This window comes from Plantibacter lichenum, from assembly GCF_050587525.1.
In the GTDB taxonomy this organism is placed as follows: domain Bacteria; phylum Actinomycetota; class Actinomycetes; order Actinomycetales; family Microbacteriaceae; genus Plantibacter.
Genome location: NZ_JBOBFT010000017.1, coordinates 16,830 through 30,498, shown reverse-complemented (window position 1 = coordinate 30,498; position 13,669 = coordinate 16,830). Strand labels below are relative to the sequence as shown.

The following is a 13,669-nucleotide window of genomic DNA, read 5'->3' as shown; positions in this document are numbered from 1 at the left end:
GGTGATGCGGGAAGTGAATCGGGCTGGACGGAATGTAGCGCCGCAGACCTCCCGCTGTCGCGCCTGATTACCGAATGTTGCCTGCGAGCGGTTCGCCCACCCCATCGAGCGTCACGGCGGCCGCCGGGTGGGCGGCATCGATCCGCGGACCGTCCGCGCCGAGCTTCTCCCGGAGCGTGCCAGGACGGTACGCCGTCTGGTACCTGCCGCGGCGCTGGAGCTCCGGCACGAGCAGGTCGACGACGCTCTCGAACGTCTCCGGCACGGCGGCCGCCGCGAGGTTGAAGCCGCTGACCCCGGTCTCGTCGACCCATTCCTCCAGGCGGTCGGCAACGGTCTCAGCCGAGCCGGCGATGACGGGACCGTCGCCGCCGATGCGGGCGTACTCGGCGATCTCCCGCACCGTCCACTTCCGCTCGGGGTCGGCGGCGGTGAAGGCGCGAACGACGGACTGGATGGCGTTGGAATCCTGGTCCCGCAGCACGGCATCCGGGTCGAGCCGGGAGAAGTCGATGCCGGTCCAGCCGGACATGAGCGTCAGCGCGCCCTCCGTGGAGGCGACGGCCAGGTACTCGTCGAGGCGCCGCTGCGCCTCCGCATCCGTCTCCGCCACGATGACCGTCTGCTGGTTGATCACCGCGACCGCATCCTGGTCGCGCCCTGCTTCGCCGACCGCATCGCGAAGCGCGGCGACCTGGGCGGCGAGCACACGCTTCGACGGCGCGGCGACGAAGACGTTCTCGGCGTGCCTCGCCGCGAACAGGACGCCGCGCGGCGATGCGCCGGCCTGGAACAGGAACGGCGTGCGCTGCGGGCTCGGTTCGCTCAGGTGGATGCCCGGCACGCGGAAGAATTCGCCGACGTGCTCGATGGGGTGCACGCGGTCCGGATGCGCGTACACGCCGCTCTCGGCATCCGCGATCACCGCGTCGTCATCCCAGCTGCGCTCCCACAGCTTGTACGCGACCTCGAGGTACTCCTCCGCGATCTCGTAACGGCGGTCGTGCGCCTCCTGACCGCTCACGCCCAGGTTGAGGGCGCCGCTGTTCAGATAGCTGGTCACGACGTTCCAGCCGATGCGGCCGCGAGTGAGGTGGTCGAGGGTCGACATCCGCCTGGCGAACGGGTACGGATGCTCGAACGAGACGCTCGCGGTCACACCGAAACCGAGGTGTTCGGTTGCAGCGGCCATCGCGGGGATGACCTGGAGCGGGTCGTTCACGGGCACCTGCACGCCGCCGCGCAGGGCCGCGTCGCGAGTCCCACCGTAGACGCCCAGCACATCGGCGAGGAAGACGGCGTCGATCAGACCGCGCTCGAGGGTCTGCGCCAGCTCGGTCCAGTAGTCGAGGTCGAGGTAGCGGCGCGACTCGTCGCGCGGGTGCCGCCACAGACCGGGCGAGAGGTGCCCGACCGAGTTCATCGTGAAGGCGTTGAGGCGGATCTGCTGCGGCATCCCGGTGCAGCCGCTCAGATCCAGGAGTGCCGGGCCGGCAGCGTGCCGTTGAGCACGTAGTCGCCGATGATGACGGGCTTCCAGCGAACCGGGTCGTGCAGCGTGTGCACCCGGGCGTTGCGCCAGTACCGGTCGAGCGCCTTGGCCCCGAGGGTCGAACGCGTGCCGCCCAGTTCGAGGAGGCGGGTGGAGGCCTCGAGCGCGAGCTCCGTCGTGAGGACCTTGGCGCGGGCGACGGCGATGGAGGCCGCGGCCACGTTCTGTTCGTCGGCGGCCGGCTTGGCGGCATCGATGGCTTCCGCCGCCTTCTCGGTGAGGGCTTCCGCCGCGGCGAGATCGATGTCGAGACGCCCGAGGCGTTCCAGGGTGAGCTGGTCCTTGCTCGCCGAGTCCACGCCGCTGTCGATCCACGGACGAGCCGCCCGCACAGCGTCGTGGGTCTCGCGGATCGCACCCCTCGCGATGCCGAGGTCGATCGCGAGCGTCGTCAGCTGCGCGAACGGCCCGGCGATCGTCGGATTCTCGTACTCCGTGTGCATCGGGAAGACACGATCCGCCGGCACGCGCAGTCCGTCGAGCAGGACGGTTCCGCTGGACGTCGCCCGCTGGCCGAACGCGGACCAGTCGTCGACGACCGTGAGGCCCTGACTGTCGTGCTCGGTGAAGACGAGCTGCTCGCGGCCGTCCTCGTCCACCGCGAGCACCGGGATCCAGTGCGCGTACGCGGACCCGGTGGAGTAGAACTTCCGGCCGGTCACCACGACCTCGTCGCCGTCGGTCACGAGCTTGGTCGCGATCTCGGCGACGTTCTTGCCGCCGGCCTCCGAGAACGCGTTCGCGAAACGGGCGCCTGCGAGCACCAGGCCGAAGAAGAACGCCTGCTGCTCGGGGGTGCCGGACAGCCGGATGTCCTCGACCAGGCAGAAGTGGTTCTGCGGGATCTGCCCGAGCGACGGTTCGACCGCGGAGACCGTCGCGATCACATCGGCGAGCGTCGCCTGCGAGACGTCGGCTCCACCGTGCTCGCGAGGGATGGTGATCGCCCAGAGTCCGGTGGCGCTGAACGCGTCCACCGCCTCGGCCGGAATGCGCCGTTCTGCGTCGATCTGGGCCGCGTACGCTCGCACCGACTCGGCGAAGTCACGTGCGACGGCACGCGCCTCTGCGTCGGACGCGATCACGCGCGCGAGGGGTGGGGCGATGGCGACGACGGGGTCAGTGGTCATGGCTGAAACGGTAGCGGGGCGCGGCCCGGCGCGTGCACGCGATGAAACGTTCGGTAACAACCGTCACCGCCGACGTAATTACCGGTAATGCAGGAGCGTCGAACGCCTTGAATGGTGATAATCGGTCCACTGGACTCGATCCAGCTGATCTGGCATGGGTGAGTCTGGAAGGTGTCCGCAATGAGTGGTGAACCGGTGTCCGCCGTCGGTGCGCGCTTCTTCCCGGTGACGCAGCGCGTCGCCCGAGGAGCAGTGGCGTCCGGTGCGCTGCGCGGTGCCACAGTTGCGGTGGCAGATCCCGCGTTGCGTGCCTCCCTGGCCGGCGTGCTGGAGCAACTCGGTGCACGCGTCGACGTCGAGGCGACCGGCGGGCCGCTCGCCGAGACCGCTCCGCTGCGGGATGCCATTGCTCGCTCGGCCTCGATCGCTGCGGCCGAGTCGTCGGCCTGGGCCGAGGTCGCCTTGCGTCACTTCGCCCGCCGCACGAACCTGTTGCTGGCGAGCACCGAGACGCTCGTCGTCGGAGACGGACCCGTCGCGGAGCGCCTGCAGTCGGCGCTCGCCGTGATCGGGGCCAGATCCACGAGGGTCGACCGGATTCCGGGGGCTGGCGTCGGCGAGAGCGGAGCGGTGGTCTTCGCCACCCGTGAAGGCCACGAGGTGATCGGCCCGGATTCGATCGGTGCGGACTGGATCGGCGCGGACTCGATCGGCGCGGGTGCGACCCACCCGCTCGTCATCGTCGATGCCGCGCGCGTCGGCTCGGCCGTCGATCGGACCGCGTTCGCCACTGGGGATCGCATTCCGGCACGGGAGGGGATCGAGGGGTTCCAGCACGGCAGGGAGGTGTTCCTCCTCGACCAGCCGGACCAGGCGGACCCTGCCCTCGCGAACACCACTTCGGACCTGACGATGGCCCTCGCCCTCGCAGCCCTGTCCTCGTGGGCCGCCGGCCAGCGGGACGTCGAGGCCGCGTTCGCCGATGCGGAACGCACCCTGGCCGAGGAGACGAGCCGATGAGCGACATCGCGCGTCCCGAGCTGTGGCGCGAGGGGCAGGAGAAGATCGACTGGGCTTCGCGCTTCATGCCGATCACCCGCGCCATCGCCGATGACCTGCGGGCGAGCGGCAGTGTCCGCGGCACACGCATCGGACTCGTGCTCGTGCTGGAGCCGAAGACTGCGAATCTGGCCCTCGAACTCGCGAGGGCGGGCGCCGACGTCGCGGTCATGTGCCACGCGTCGAGCGCCAGGGACGACACCGCCGCGGCGCTCGACCACGCCGGGATCGCCGTGTTCGCACGCGAGGACGCCTCGCCCGCGACGGACCGCCGCTTCGCGCTCGACCTGCTGGACCTGCGGCCAGACATCCTCGTCGACGACGGCTCGTCCGTGACACGCCTCGCGCACAGCGAGCGGCCCGGTGTGCTGGAGACGATGATCGGCGCCACCGAGGAGACCACGAGCGGTCTGCGGCCGTTGCGCGTGATGGAGCGCGCCGGTGACCTCCGGATCCCCGTACTCGCCGCGAACGATGCCAGGTGCAAGACGCTCTTCGACAACGGCTACGGCACCGGGCAGTCCACCCTGTTCACGATGCTCGACGTCCTGGGCGCTCCACTCGGCGGACGCAGCGTGGTCGTCGCCGGATTCGGCTACGTCGGGCGAGGCGTCGCACGTCATGCGCTGGCGCTCGGCGCACGGGTGACGATCGCGGAGGTCGACCCGGTGAAGGCGCTCGAAGCGACCTTCGCGGGCTACTCCGTCGAACCGTTGGCGACTGCGGCCCGACACGCGGATCTGCTCATCTCGGCCACGGGGATCGCGCACACGATCGACGTCGAGCATCTGCTCGCTCTGCCGGAAGGGGCGGCGGTCGCCGTGTCCGGTGGCGTCGAACAGGAGATCGCGATCGATGCCGCCATCGCCGCTGGAGCGCGACGTCGCACGGTCGCGCCGGACCTGGAGCAATTCGATCTGCCGAACGGCCGCAGCATCCTCGTGCTCGATGACGGCGGCTGCATCAACTGCACGGTGGGGGAGGGGAACCCGATCGAGATCATGGACCTGTCCTTCGGGGTGCAGACGGCTGCGATCGACTTCCTCGCCCGTGAAGGCTCGACCCTCTCGCGTGCGGTGCACCTGCTGCCGCCGAGCGTCGACGACCGCGTCGCTCGCGTGAAGCTGGAACACTTCGGTTCGCGGGTCGATGACGCGAGCGACGCGCAGCTGCGATTCCTGTCCGAGGGGCAGCCGGCAGGGGACCGATCGTGACCGCGATCATCGAGCTGATCGACGTCGGCGTCACCTACCGCAACGCGGAGTCGCCCTCCCTGACGGGCGCCTCCCTGAGCATCGCGCCCGGCGAGATCGTGCTCGTCGCCGGTCCGTCCGGCTGCGGCAAGAGCACGCTGCTCCGCGTGATCAACGGACTCGTCCCCAGGGCGTACCGGGCCGAGGTCACGGGCACGGTGCTCATCGACGGCGCGGACACCACCGCGTTGAGCATCCGGGAGATCTCGGAGAGCGTCGGCACGCTGCTCCAGGATCCGATGAAGCAGGTCGTGGGGACGACCGTGCTCGCCGAGTTGGCGTTCGGACTGGAAAATCGGGGAGTCGCGCCGGACGAGATCCGCAAGCGGGCGGAGGACATCGCCGCTCGGCTCGGCATCGAGCACCTGTTGTCCAGCGCGACGCACGAGCTCTCGGGCGGACAACTGCAGCTCGTGGCGTTCGCCGGCATCCTCATCCTCGAACCGCGGGTGGTCGTGGTGGACGAGCCGCTCGCCAACCTCGACCCAGACGCCGCCCATCGGCTGCTGAGCGCCGTGCACGAGTACGTGCGAGGCGGCGGCGCGGCCATCATCGTCGAACACCGCGTGGACGAGATCGTCGCATTCGAACCCGACCGCGTGATCTACCTCGAGGACGGCGCCGTCGCCTTCGAGGGCGACCTCGACGGGTTCCTCGCCTCCGCATCCCCGACCACGATCAAGCTGCCGTTCGCCACCCTCGTCGCCACGCACGAGACGCTGCCGGAGCAGACCCGGCAGGCGTCGCGAGCAAAAAAGCGGGCCGTGCCTGGGCAGCCGGAAGCCGCCGCGATATCGCCCGACGAGCACCCCAGGCTCTCCTTCCGCGGCGCCGACCTCGGCTACGGCGAGACCAGGATCCTGACCGGCGTCGACCTCGAGCTCTCGAAGGGCGAGCGGGTCGCCGTGCTCGGCCGCAACGGAGCCGGAAAGTCGACCTTGTTGCGCGCGGCGGTCGGCCTCGTGGAGGCGACGGCAGGTTCCGTCACCCTCGACGGCCGGACGGTCAGCGACCTCGGAGCGAAGGAACTCGTCGCGATCTGCGGCTACCTGTTCCAGAACCCCGGGCAGGCGTTGTTCAGCAACACCGTCCGCGCCGAACTCGAATTCGGGCCCAAGAACCTCGGCAAGACCGCCGACGAGGCCTTCACGACCGCGCTCGCCGCGCTCGCCGCCGTGGCACTCGATGATCTGCCCGGCATCCTGGAACGCTCGCCCCGCACCCTCTCCTTCGGGCAGCAGCGGCGCCTCGCCGTCGCGCTGGCACTGACGCTCGGGCCGAAGACGCTCATCCTCGACGAGCCGACCGCCGGTCAGGACCTGCGCTCGTCGAGCCACTTCCTCGATGCGATCTGGCGTGTCGACGGCATCGACAGCGTCTACTTCATCACCCACGACATCGACCTGGCCCTCGAACGCGCGGACCGCGTGGTCGTCGTCGACGGCGGCCGGATCGCCGGCGACGGCACCCCGGCCGAGATCGTGCACGAGCTCGGCCTATGGCAGGACCTCCTCCGGGAGACCGAGTACGTGCGGGCGCTCCGCTCGACGGTCGGCGCCGGGGATGCCGTTCCCTCCATCTTCGACCTCGCCCGCGTCATCGGCTCGACCGCCGGGACACCAGCCCCCTGATCCGCCCACCCGCACCATCCACCCCGAGAACTCCCCTCCCGAAAGGACCGCTCATGTCCGCAGCAGTCACGACCACCGCCGTTGCCAGGCGCAACCCGTGGGCCATCACGTCCCGCACGATCGTCTTCGGCGCCATCGGCGCGGCGCTCTACGGCGCCCTCGGCATCTTCAGCTTCATCATCCCCGGAACGGGCAACGTCGCGATCCGGCCCGCGATCGCCCTGATCCCGTTCGTCGGCGCGCGCTTCGGACCGATCGCCGGCTTCTTCACCGGGGCCATCGGCAACGCGATCGTCGACCAGATCCAGGGCGCCGGGTTCCTCACCTACTGGAACTGGAGCCTCGCGAACGGTCTCACGGGTCTCGTCGCCGGCCTCATCGCGCACTACGTCAGGGAGCCGAAGAAGACCGGCCCGCAGCTCCTGCGCGTCGCCGTGATCTCGCTCATCGCCGTGGTGATCGGCATGCTCTTCACCGCGTCGGACATCCTGCTCGGCAACACCGCGGAGTACTGGTTCTTCGCCGAGTACCTGCCGGCGCTCCTCACGACCGTGATCGCCTCCGTGATCATCGCACCGGCCCTCGATCAAGCGTGGAAGCCTCTGCAGAACCTCTCCGGACGCTAGATGGAAGCGTCACCGCGGTACCTGGGCGGCGGCTCCTTCCTGGCGAGACGCGATCCGAGGGTGCTCATCCTCGTGCCGATCGCGTTCGTCGTGGCCGCGGCCCAGGTGCGTGATTGGCGGGTGATGCTCGTGCTCGTCGCCATCGCGTTCTGGTACTACGCGGCCGCCCGCATCCCGTGGCGGGCCGTGCGCGCCAACTGGACGTTCGTGCTCGTGTTCGTGTTCATCATGGCCGGTGTGAACGGCATCATCGCCGGAGCCAAGTCGGCGGGGGAGGTCGACACCTCTGCGACGCTCTTCACGATCCCGCTCATCAACGTCGACGTCACGGGCGGCTCGCTCTCGTTCGCGTTCAACCTGTTCCTGCGGTTCCTGGCGATCGCGGCGACCGGGTTCCCGCTCGCGTTCTCGATCCGGCCGGGTGACCTCGCCGTCGCGTTCGCGCGGCTGGGCGTGCCTGCGCGGTTCGCGTACGGCATCGACCTCACCTTCAAGTTCCTGCCCACCACCGCGGCCAGCCTGCGTGAGACCATCGCCGCCCAGCGGCTCCGGGGCTACGAGCCGCCGCCGACGCGCAATCCGATCCGTCGGATCCTGCAGCTGCGCCCCCTGATCATCCCGGTGGCGATGAACTCGTTCATCGAGGCCGAGGACGTCGTGGACGCGCTCGACCTGCGCGGGTTCGGAACCCAGAAGCGCACCTGGTTGCGACAGCTGGCGTTCGGTCCCCTCGACATCCTCATCATCGTCTTCTTCGCCCTGCTCGCCGTCGCCGCTTCCGCGGCCAGTCTCACCGGATGGATGCCGCCCCTGTGGACACCGTGACCCGTCAGCACGCCCAAACCCACGTGATCGTCGCCGACTGGGTGGTCCCCGTCATCGGCGAACCGATCCGCCATGGCGCAGTGGCCGTCGTCGGCGATCGCATCGCAGCCGTCGGGAAGGCCGCCGACATCGTGCGCGACGCCCGCCGAGACGGAGACGTCCGGGAGACCGAACGTCCGGGCATCCTGACCCCCGGCCTCGTCAACGCGCACTCGCACCTGCAGTACACCTGCATGGCCGAGGTCGGACAGGGCGTCTACGAGGGCTTCGAGGACTGGTCCCACGCGTTCCAGGACCTGTACGAACAGCCGCACGACTGGGCGACGTCCGCGGCGGACGGCCTGCGCATCGCGATCTCGACGGGCACCACCGCGATCAGCGACATCGTGACCGATGCCCAGGCGTTGCGTGTGCTCGAGGACGGGCGCGTGCACGGCATCGCGTACTGGGAGCTGATGAGTTGGCTCACCGATGAGTGGAGCGCCCGCGGCCGATCCGAGACCGAGGCGCTGCTCGAAGGGGCGCAGTCACGTTGGCTCGGGCTCTCCCCCCACGCCCCGTACTCCCTCGACACCGATGTGATCAGGGATCTCGGACGTCTCGCCGACGAACGCGGTGTCCGCCGCCACATGCACCTCGCCGAGTCCGCGTGGGAGGCCGAGTACACCCAGCACGGCACGGGTGCCCTCGCCGACCAGTGGCGCGACTGGGGGTTCGCTGACTTCCAGCTGCTCCGTCGCGGCGGCAGTCGGCTCCGGCCCGTGCCGTACGCGGAGTCCATCGGCGCCCTGGGGCCGACGAGCCATGTGGCCCATGGCATCTACACGGATGCCGTCGACCGCGAGATCCTGCGGAGGACCGGGACGGTCGTCGCCCTCTGTCCGCGCTCGAACGCCGTCATCGGTCTCGACGAGGCCCCGGTGGCCGACTATCTGCGTGAGGGGAACGCGATCGCCGTCGGCACCGACTCGCTCTCGTCCACCCCCTCCCTCGACCTCTCGGGGGACGTCGCAGCGCTCTTCGCGATCGCCCGTCGTCAGGGCTACAGTGGCGACGACCTCCACGAGCGCCTGTTCCAGGCGGCGACGCATGGCGGTGCGGTGGCGATGGGGCTCGATACCGGAAATCACCGGCTCGGCGCACTGGAAGCGGGAGCGCTGGCCGATCTCGCGGTGTTCGATCACGAGGCGACGACGGCACGCGATGTCCTCGCGGGCCTCGTCGAGGGCGGCGACGGGCATGTGACGGCCACGTTCATCGCAGGCGAGTTGCGCTGGGAGGCTGGGCGATGAGTGCGGACCCAACGGTATTCGGAGGCGGACCGGAGCCGGTCGGCGACGATGCGGCACTGCTGAGCGACGGCCCGGAGCTGTTCGACGGTGGCTCGGAGCTGTTCGACCGGAGGACCGTTGACGGCGACCTCATCGAGCGGGTCCGCCGGTCACCGACTGCTGTGGCGCTCTCCCTCGAACCGCATCCCGAGGGCGGATGGTACCGGCGCACGTGGACGTCGCCGGACGCGGTGACGGTGGACGCGGGCGACGGCGGATCGGTCGTGCGTCCCGCGGCGACGCTCATCCACTTCTTCCTGCCGCCAGGGGAATCGTCGGCGTGGCATCGGGTGCGCTCGACCGAGATCTGGCTCTGGCACGGCCCCGGCCGGATCTCGCTGCAGTACGGCGGCTCCGGCGAGGTTCCCGTGCCAGGGGAGATCGTCCTCCTCGGGCCCGATGTCGAGGGCGGTGACCTCGCTCAGGCGACGGTGGAGCCCGAGGTCTGGCAGCGGACGCTGCCGGCGGCGGAGGGCGCTCTCGCGAGTTGCCTCGTCTCTCCGGGATTCGACTTCGCCGACTTCACTCTGGCGTAGCACCTGCCCGTCGTCCGTCCGAGTGAGCCGGCCCGCACCCGGTCGGCTACAGTTCAGGCATGACCAAGCCTGACCCGATCGACGAGATCCCCATCGGCGGCGACGGCATCCGGCTCGGCCAGTTCCTGAAGTTCGCCGGGCTCCTCGACTCCGGTGGGATGGTGAAGGAGGTCATCGCCGAGGGCCTCGTGGCCGTGAACGGCGAGACCGATCTGAGGCGGGGGCGCCAGCTCCAGCTCGGAGACATCGTGACCTTCGAGGGGCGAAGCGTCCGCGTCGGCCCGTGAGGGTGTGAGTCGCGAGCCCCTGGTCTGCCATTCGCGGTTTGCGGCACGCTGCGGGGCTCCGAAGCAGCCTGTTACGGTGATTTGATGAACCGCTCTGCCGCGCCTTCTCGCCGACGCATCGCCGTCGTCGGGGCCGGAGTCCTGGGCGCTGCGATGGCGTACTCGCTTGCGCGCGAGGGGGCTGAGGTGCACCTCATCGAGTCCGGGCGGGTCGGCGGGGGAGCCACCAACGACGCGTTCGGGTGGGTCGGGCTGTCTGCTTCCGCGCCAGACGCGGAACAGGCGGCGTTGCGGCGGGTCGCATCGGTCGAACTCGACCGCCTCGCGGGAGAGCTTCCACTTCCGTTCTCGCTCCGCCGATCCGGTGCGCTCTCCTGGTCCGCAGAACGCGGCGACACCGACTCGGTCGCGGCCACCGGTGCAGCGTGGGGTTCCGCGATCCGCGTCGTGGACCGTGCTGAGATCGGGCAGCGCGAGCCGGGGCTCCGTCACCCTCCCGGTGCCGCCGTGCTCGCGGAGCACGATGGAAGCCTCGACCCCGTAGCCTTCACCGTTTCGCTCCAGCGCGGGGCGCAGGACCTCGGTGCGGTGCTGTCCGAGCAGACGCACGTGCACGAAGTCCTGGTTGCTGACGGTCGAGTGCGCGGTGTGCGGACATCGGGCGGAACCGTGGATGTCGACACCGTCGTTCTGGCGGCCGGCACAGGCACTCCTGCGCTGGCGAGCGTCCTCGGCGTGACGGTGCCGGTCGCGTCCTCGCCGTGCATCCTGATGCGGTTCACCACGTCGAGACCACTGCTGAACGGCATCGTGTCCGGGCCAGACTTCGAGCTCCGCCAAGCGGGCGAGACGACGTTGCTCGCGGCCGAGGACTACATCGACGATTCCCCGGAGAACGGACCGGCGGCGCTCGCCGCACTCACGCTCGACACCATCCGTCGCGAGATCGCCGGTTCTGAGGACGTGGCCCTGACCGATGTCGCCGTTGGACTCCGGCCGATTCCCGCGGACGGCAGACCGATCATCGGCACCGTCGAACCCATAGCTGGTCTCTACATCGTGTCGGCCCACGCCGGCATCGCTCTGGCCGCGGGCATCGGTCGCCTCGCGGCGGAAGAGATCATGCACGACCGCGTGTCCGAGATCCTCAGCCCGTTCCGGCCGGCCCGCTTCCCCATCGCCTAGCTGGAGGTCGTCCCCTCATCCCGCGAGGTGTCACATATGGCGAGTTCGAGCGCCCTCGGACGAGCCATATGCGACCCCTCGCGGGCCGTGAGCGGGGAGGTGGGCATTGCCGTACCGGAGTCTCAGGAGGAGGATCGGGTGATGAGACTGCTCCTGGGGAGAGAACGTCCACCGCTGCTCCACGTCGCCTTCGAGCGCGGAACCGGGCCGACCGTCCTGCTCCTCCACGGCGTCGCATCCTCCTCGGTCACGTTCCAGAACGTCGTGCCGCTCATCGAGGACCGGCACCGCTGCATCGCGATCGACCTCCTCGGGTTCGGCGAGTCACCCATCCCGGAGGACTGCGCCTACACGATCGAGGATCACTCGGAAGCCGTGAACCGCACGGTCGAGTCGCTGCACCTCGACTTCCCCGTCATCCTCGTCGGGCACTCGATGGGCGCGCTCATCGCCGCCCGCCTCGCTGCGCAGCATCCGGACCGCATCGCCAAACTCGTGATGGTGAGCCCGCCGATCTACCTGTCGCCCGGCGAACTCTCCAACCCGCTCGACCGCACGGTGATGGACTTCTACCTCCGTGCGTACGACTACATCCGCCACAACAAGGACTTCACCCTCCGGCACGCGCGCGCCGTCGAACGCCTCCTGCCGATCCCGAAAGCGATGGACATCAACGAGCGCACCTGGGTCCCGTTCGTGAAATCGCTCGAGAACGCGATCGAATCGCAGACGAGCGTGAGTGATATCGCGGCCGTTCAGGCGCCCGTCGAGATCGTCTACGGGAGCCTCGACGAGTTCCATTCCGACGGTGTGCTGAAGATCGTGTCGCGGATGCGCGGTGTCGGCGTGCACCGGGTGCTGGGGAGCGATCACCTGATCGGGAAGCGGTTGGCGAGGGCGGTGGCGGCCGCGATCGGGTGAACGGGAGGTGAGGCGGTCGGTGGACTGCCGGCTGTGCTGCCCGCCGCCTGGGCTGCTCGCCGCTTGGGAGAAGGAGAACTGCCTGACGGGAGGAGGCAATGCGCGAATCCGTCCTTCTGTGGCGCGGTTCTCCTTCCGTCGTGCGGTTCGGAGGCCGTCGGAGGCCCCAGCGGCCCGCCCGCAAACCGTCGCGCGAGAGCCCGTCCAGGCGCCCGGCAGTTTCGGAGCCGCCGAGCGCGTAAGCTGGTATCGACTTCCTGCAAGAGATGAGACGTTCACCGTGGCCACCATTCCGTTCGACGGCGCCAGGCGTGATCGGTACTGGATGGTGCCGATCCTGCGTGCTGTGGTCGCGCTCGCGACCGCCGGCGTGATCACCTTCACCGCCGGACACGACGCCCGCTTCGGGCTCACCGTCTTCGGCGTCTTCGCTCTGCTCTCCGGTCTCGTCGTCGGCATCCTGAGCTGGCGTTCGCTGTCCGATCCCGTGACGCGCGCGTTCTTCGTGGGCCAGGGCGTCATCGGCGTCGCCACCGGTGTCCTGTCGCTCGCGCTCAGCGGCGGCGGACTCGGGATGCTGCTCTACGTCGTCACCGTGTGGGCCGCGCTCACCGGGTTCCTCGAGCTCTACAGCGGCATCCGTTGGCGTGGACGCACTCCCGCCGCCAAGGATTGGACCGCGACCGGCGCGTTCACCGTGCTGCTCGCCGTCGCCACCCTCCTCGTCCCGCCCGGCCTCGAGCAGCGGTTCGCCGCTCCCGGTGGTGTCGAGGGCGTCCTGCGTGCCGACATCGTCGTCGTCGGTCTCGTCGGAGCGTATGCCGCCATCGTCGGCGTGTACCTCGTCATCGGCGGCCTGTCTCTGAAATGGGCTGCGGCGAAGCAGACCGCCACATCGAGCGAGCCGGAGGCGGCGCAGTGACCAAGCCCAACCGAGACGACCTGTTGCGGCCGATCGAACTGCTCATCCTGTCCGGTGTGATGGGTGTGTTCACGGGCCTCGTCGTGCTCATGTCGACGCGTGAGCTCATGTACGCGGTCATCGGTCTCGGTGTCGCGTTCATCGTGTCGCTCGTGGTGTTGGCGATGCTGGCGCTCGCGATCAAGCCGGACTTCGAGGAGAAGCAGGACCTCGACGAGCAGGACCGTGGCCCCGACGCCCCGCCTGCGCCGCGCCCGCCTTCCGGTCACTGAGCCGCGCCAGGCTTCCAGCCTGCCCGGCCACGTCCTCTCCTCTCCTCTCACCCCTCGGTGGTTGCAGAATTCAGGATGATTTTCAGAATTCAGGACAGTCGAAGCGTGTCGCCGATGAAATCCTCCTGAATTCTGCTGA

14 protein-coding genes are annotated in these 13,669 nt (G+C 69.5%); 12 read left to right on the top strand and 2 right to left on the bottom strand.

Annotated elements, in window-relative coordinates; translation table 11 throughout:
• Positions 1 to 67 precede the first annotated feature (67 nt).
• The gene (locus tag ACQ3HB_RS18730) at positions 68 to 1,456 is read right to left on the bottom strand and encodes an LLM class flavin-dependent oxidoreductase (protein WP_430922158.1); all 1,389 of its coding nucleotides are present in this window, start codon (positions 1,454 to 1,456) and stop codon (positions 68 to 70) included.
• Positions 1,457 to 1,470: 14 nt separating this feature from the next.
• A complete protein-coding gene (locus ACQ3HB_RS18725) occupies positions 1,471 to 2,682 on the bottom strand; it encodes an SfnB family sulfur acquisition oxidoreductase (RefSeq protein ID WP_430922157.1) in 1,212 nt (403 codons plus the stop codon).
• A gap of 180 nt (positions 2,683 to 2,862) precedes the next feature.
• On the opposite strand from ACQ3HB_RS18725, the gene ACQ3HB_RS18720 reads away from it, so the two are divergent.
• The 12 genes from ACQ3HB_RS18720 (at position 2,863) to ACQ3HB_RS18665 (ending at position 13,530) form a co-directional block, all read left to right on the top strand.
• Positions 2,863 to 3,702 carry a hypothetical protein gene (locus ACQ3HB_RS18720; protein WP_430922156.1) on the top strand — a complete coding sequence of 280 codons (840 nt, stop codon included), beginning with the start codon at positions 2,863 to 2,865 and terminating at the stop codon, positions 3,700 to 3,702.
• Complete coding sequence (locus ACQ3HB_RS18715) at positions 3,699 to 4,955, top strand: adenosylhomocysteinase (protein WP_430922154.1); 1,257 nt, start codon at positions 3,699 to 3,701, stop codon at positions 4,953 to 4,955. Before ACQ3HB_RS18720 ends, ACQ3HB_RS18715 begins: the two co-directional genes overlap by 4 nt.
• Positions 4,952 to 6,625, top strand: a complete 1,674-nt coding sequence (locus ACQ3HB_RS18710) for an ABC transporter ATP-binding protein (RefSeq protein ID WP_430922152.1) — start codon at positions 4,952 to 4,954, stop codon at positions 6,623 to 6,625. Before ACQ3HB_RS18715 ends, ACQ3HB_RS18710 begins: the two co-directional genes overlap by 4 nt.
• 53 nt (positions 6,626 to 6,678) lie before the next feature.
• The gene (locus ACQ3HB_RS18705) at positions 6,679 to 7,251 is read left to right on the top strand and encodes an ECF transporter S component (protein WP_430922150.1); all 573 of its coding nucleotides are present in this window, start codon (positions 6,679 to 6,681) and stop codon (positions 7,249 to 7,251) included.
• Entirely contained in the window at positions 7,252 to 8,076 is an 825-nt protein-coding gene (locus ACQ3HB_RS18700; protein ID WP_430922149.1) for an energy-coupling factor transporter transmembrane component T family protein, read from the top strand.
• Positions 8,049 to 9,368 carry an amidohydrolase family protein gene (locus tag ACQ3HB_RS18695; RefSeq protein ID WP_430922148.1) on the top strand — a complete coding sequence of 440 codons (1,320 nt, stop codon included), beginning with the start codon at positions 8,049 to 8,051 and terminating at the stop codon, positions 9,366 to 9,368. Before ACQ3HB_RS18700 ends, ACQ3HB_RS18695 begins: the two co-directional genes overlap by 28 nt.
• Positions 9,365 to 9,943, top strand: coding sequence for a cupin domain-containing protein (locus tag ACQ3HB_RS18690; RefSeq protein WP_430922146.1), 579 nt, complete (start codon positions 9,365 to 9,367; stop codon positions 9,941 to 9,943). The genes ACQ3HB_RS18695 and ACQ3HB_RS18690 overlap by 4 nt, the downstream gene beginning before the upstream one ends.
• A 59-nt stretch (positions 9,944 to 10,002) precedes the next feature.
• Positions 10,003 to 10,230 carry an RNA-binding S4 domain-containing protein gene (locus ACQ3HB_RS18685; protein WP_430922145.1) on the top strand — a complete coding sequence of 76 codons (228 nt, stop codon included), beginning with the start codon at positions 10,003 to 10,005 and terminating at the stop codon, positions 10,228 to 10,230.
• Positions 10,231 to 10,314: 84 nt separating this feature from the next.
• Positions 10,315 to 11,415 (top strand): NAD(P)/FAD-dependent oxidoreductase, encoded by a 1,101-nt coding sequence (locus tag ACQ3HB_RS18680; RefSeq protein WP_430922143.1) that lies wholly within the window; start codon positions 10,315 to 10,317, stop codon positions 11,413 to 11,415.
• A 141-nt stretch (positions 11,416 to 11,556) separates the two neighbouring features.
• Positions 11,557 to 12,336, top strand: coding sequence for an alpha/beta fold hydrolase (locus ACQ3HB_RS18675; RefSeq protein ID WP_430922142.1), 780 nt, complete (start codon positions 11,557 to 11,559; stop codon positions 12,334 to 12,336).
• A gap of 280 nt (positions 12,337 to 12,616) precedes the next feature.
• Positions 12,617 to 13,258, top strand: coding sequence for a hypothetical protein (locus ACQ3HB_RS18670; protein ID WP_430922140.1), 642 nt, complete (start codon positions 12,617 to 12,619; stop codon positions 13,256 to 13,258).
• The gene (locus ACQ3HB_RS18665) at positions 13,255 to 13,530 is read left to right on the top strand and encodes a hypothetical protein (protein ID WP_430922138.1); all 276 of its coding nucleotides are present in this window, start codon (positions 13,255 to 13,257) and stop codon (positions 13,528 to 13,530) included. Before ACQ3HB_RS18670 ends, ACQ3HB_RS18665 begins: the two co-directional genes overlap by 4 nt.
• The last annotated feature ends 139 nt before the right edge of the window (positions 13,531 to 13,669 follow it).

Excerpts from the sequence above, each read along its gene's own strand:
- ACQ3HB_RS18730 (WP_430922158.1), bottom strand. The coding sequence starts at position 1,456 with ATGCCGCAGCAGATCCGCCTCAACGCCTTCACGATGAACTCGGTCGGG.
- ACQ3HB_RS18725 (WP_430922157.1), bottom strand. The coding sequence starts at position 2,682 with ATGACCACTGACCCCGTCGTCGCCATCGCCCCACCCCTCGCGCGCGTG.
- ACQ3HB_RS18720 (WP_430922156.1), top strand. The coding sequence starts at position 2,863 with ATGAGTGGTGAACCGGTGTCCGCCGTCGGTGCGCGCTTCTTCCCGGTG.
- ACQ3HB_RS18715 (WP_430922154.1), top strand. The coding sequence starts at position 3,699 with ATGAGCGACATCGCGCGTCCCGAGCTGTGGCGCGAGGGGCAGGAGAAG.
- ACQ3HB_RS18705 (WP_430922150.1), top strand. The coding sequence starts at position 6,679 with ATGTCCGCAGCAGTCACGACCACCGCCGTTGCCAGGCGCAACCCGTGG.
- ACQ3HB_RS18700 (WP_430922149.1), top strand. The coding sequence starts at position 7,252 with ATGGAAGCGTCACCGCGGTACCTGGGCGGCGGCTCCTTCCTGGCGAGA.
- ACQ3HB_RS18695 (WP_430922148.1), top strand. The coding sequence starts at position 8,049 with ATGGATGCCGCCCCTGTGGACACCGTGACCCGTCAGCACGCCCAAACC.
- ACQ3HB_RS18690 (WP_430922146.1), top strand. The coding sequence starts at position 9,365 with ATGAGTGCGGACCCAACGGTATTCGGAGGCGGACCGGAGCCGGTCGGC.
- ACQ3HB_RS18685 (WP_430922145.1), top strand. The coding sequence starts at position 10,003 with ATGACCAAGCCTGACCCGATCGACGAGATCCCCATCGGCGGCGACGGC.
- ACQ3HB_RS18680 (WP_430922143.1), top strand. The coding sequence starts at position 10,315 with ATGAACCGCTCTGCCGCGCCTTCTCGCCGACGCATCGCCGTCGTCGGG.
- ACQ3HB_RS18675 (WP_430922142.1), top strand. The coding sequence starts at position 11,557 with ATGAGACTGCTCCTGGGGAGAGAACGTCCACCGCTGCTCCACGTCGCC.